The organism is Streptomyces sp. SID14478 (assembly GCF_010548525.1).
Classification (GTDB): Bacteria; Actinomycetota; Actinomycetes; order Streptomycetales; family Streptomycetaceae; genus Streptomyces.
Genome location: NZ_JAAGMG010001083.1, coordinates 1 through 2569, shown reverse-complemented (window position 1 = coordinate 2569; position 2569 = coordinate 1). Strand labels below are relative to the sequence as shown.

Genomic DNA, 2569 nt, shown 5'->3' with positions numbered 1-2569 from the left:
CAGGCCCCTCAGGCCCGCATCCCGGCGCGGGTCAGAGCGCCCCGAGGAACGCCCGCACCACGGCCTCCCCCGCCAGGACACCCCGCTCGGCAAGCACGGTGACCCCCGGCGCGGTCCACCCCTCGTCCGCCAGCTCCCCGTGCCCGGGCCGCCAGCCCCGGTCCACCGCCGTCAGCAGATCCGCGTCCAGCAGCGAGTCCCCCGCCCCGAGCGCGAGCCCGCCGCCGACCCGCCGCACGACCTCCCGCACGGCCGCGCCCTTGGTCAGCGGCTTCGGCACGGCGTACACCTTGCGGCCCTGCAGCGAGACCGTCCAGCCGAGGCCGTCCGCCCACTCCCCGAGCTCCTTGACCCACCCCTCGGGCAGCTTGGCCCGGTCGACCACGAGATAGGCGAACAGGTCCTCGGCGACCCGCTCCTTCAGCAGCCACGCCGCGTCCGCGGCCGCGACCATCCGCTCCCGCACCTCGCCGAGCGGCGCGCACTCGGCGTCGAGCCGCGCCTGGACCCCGGCCCGCCACTGCGGGTCCGACACCCCGTCGACCAGCAGGTGTCCGCCGTTGGCGCAGATCGCGTACTCCGGTGCGGGCCCGGGCAGGCGGATCCGCCCGTACTGCTCCCGCGTCCGCGTCGTCGTCGGCACGAACACCGCGCGCCGCGCCAGCTCCGCGAGCATCCCGGCCGCGTCCTCGGTGACGTACGACAGGGGGCGGCCCTCGTACACCTCGACGCACAGCAGTCTCGGCGCGACGGGGTCCGGCATGGTCAGCCCGAGCGCTCCGGACGAGTAGATCAACGTACGGTCGAGGTCGCTCGCCACGACGGCCGGGGCGTCGGCGCGCAGGGTGCTCACTTCGCCGCCACCGCCTTGCCGTCCACACCCGTCGCCCCGCGCGTGAACCGCGGATGGATCAACCCCACGCAGGTGTACGGCAGTTCGGCCACTTCCTCCACCGGGACCCCGCGCTGCTCGGCGAGCAGGCGCACATGGTCGAGGTCGGCCCCGGCGCCGGCCCGCGCAAGGATCTTCCACGGCACGCGGCGCAGCAGCACCCGAGTCGTCTCGCCGACGCCCGGCTTGACGAGGTTCACGTCGTGGATGCCGTACTCCTCGCTGATCCGCTCGACGGCGGCCCAGCCCTCCCAGGTCGGTGCGCGGTCGGCGCCGAGCAGCTCCTTGACGTCGGCGTCGACCGCGTCGCGGACCTCGTCGAAGCGGTCCTGCACCACGTCGAGGAACTGCCGCGACACGTCCGCGCCGGCCAGCTCCCGGTAGAACTTCGCCCCGTGGAAGTCCTCGGGTCCCACCAGGTCCGAGCGGAGCACGGTGCGCGAGATCAGCCCGGAGACCGTCGAGTTGAGGCAGGCGGAGGGGATCAGGAAGTCCTCGCGCGTGCCGTACGTGCGCACGCACGACCCCGGGTCGGCGAGCACGGCGATCTCCGGGACGAAGCCGGAGACCCCGGTGGCCGCCTCGAACTCCCTTACCGCGTCGGCCAGTTCGCGCGTGATGGCGCCCTTTCCGGTCCAGCCGTCGACGAACACGACGTCCGCCGGGTCGTGGTGCGCGGCGAGCCAGCGCAGCGCGTTCGCGTCGATGCCGCGGCCGCGCACGATGGAGACCGCGTAGTGCGGCAGCTCCAGGCCGTACCGGCGCAGCGCCCAGCGGCGCATCAGCACGCCGACGGGGGTGCCGGCCCGCGCGAGCGAGACCAGGACGGGGCGCGGGGTGTGGGTCCCCCCGCGCTCTCGCCTGTCGGGGAGCTCCGCCAGCACCGTCTCCGTGACCACGCCGACGGCGCGCGCGATCCGGACCGCCGACGCGTCGAGCGCCGCGTGGAACAACTCCTGGTACTGCGCGCTGGGTTGGTACTCGACCGGCAGCGACTCGGCGTAGTGCGCGCCGCCGCTCTGGATGGCTTCCTCGCGCTCCTCGGTCGGGGCCTCCAGCGTCACGTCCGAGAGGTCCTGGAGCAGCCAGCCGACCTCGTCGGGCGCGTACGAGGAGAAGGCGGGGCCGCGCAGCGGCTCGGGCAGCGGCATGGGAAGCCTTTCCGGGGCGGACCGCGCGGCGGGGACGTACGACGGGACCACGGCCACGACGACCCGCGCCGCGTGCGCGGCCGCCTGGTCCAACAGGCCGCCGGGCGCGGCGAGTTCGGCCGAGTCGCCGACCGAGTCGACGACGACGGTGATGGTGTCGAAGCCGCCTCCCGCCACGTTGTACGCGTATCTCTCGGGCGTGCCGTCGGCGGGGGCGTCGTGTGCCGGGAAGGCGAGCCGGCTGCGTATCGCGTAGCCGGGGTCGTCGACGGCGAGGACGGGCGAGCGGGTGGTGGTGGAGTACGCGACGTCGGCGCCCGTCGCTTCGAGCGCGGTGGCCAGGCGCAGTGGCGCGTACATCAACTCCTCGTTGCCCAGGACGAGTACGCGGCCCGTGAGGTGCGGGGCGAGGCGCTCGGCCATGCCGGGCAGGGCCGCCTCCAGCGTCCGGCGGTGGCCGGGCGTGAACCCGTGCCGCCCGCCGTCCGGCAGGCCCGCCGGCCAGTCGAGCCCGACCCGGACGATC

At 74.9% G+C, this 2569-nt stretch carries 2 protein-coding genes; both read right to left on the bottom strand.

All coding sequences use genetic code 11. The annotated features are described in order from the left end of the window. Positions 1-31: 31 nt before the first annotated feature. Positions 32-763 carry an HAD family hydrolase gene (locus tag G3I40_RS35335; protein WP_239092134.1) on the bottom strand — a complete coding sequence of 244 codons (732 nt, stop codon included), beginning with the start codon at positions 761-763 and terminating at the stop codon, positions 32-34. 86 nt (positions 764-849) lie between these two features. Then, positions 850-2569 (bottom strand): cysteine protease StiP domain-containing protein (locus tag G3I40_RS35330; protein ID WP_164558929.1); only part of this gene is annotated, 1720 nt, incomplete at its 5' end.

What these genes read in the sequence shown, in the direction of transcription:
- G3I40_RS35335 (WP_239092134.1), bottom strand. Translation starts at nt 763, where the DNA reads ATGCCGGACCCCGTCGCGCCGAGACTGCTGTGCGTCGAGGTGTACGAG.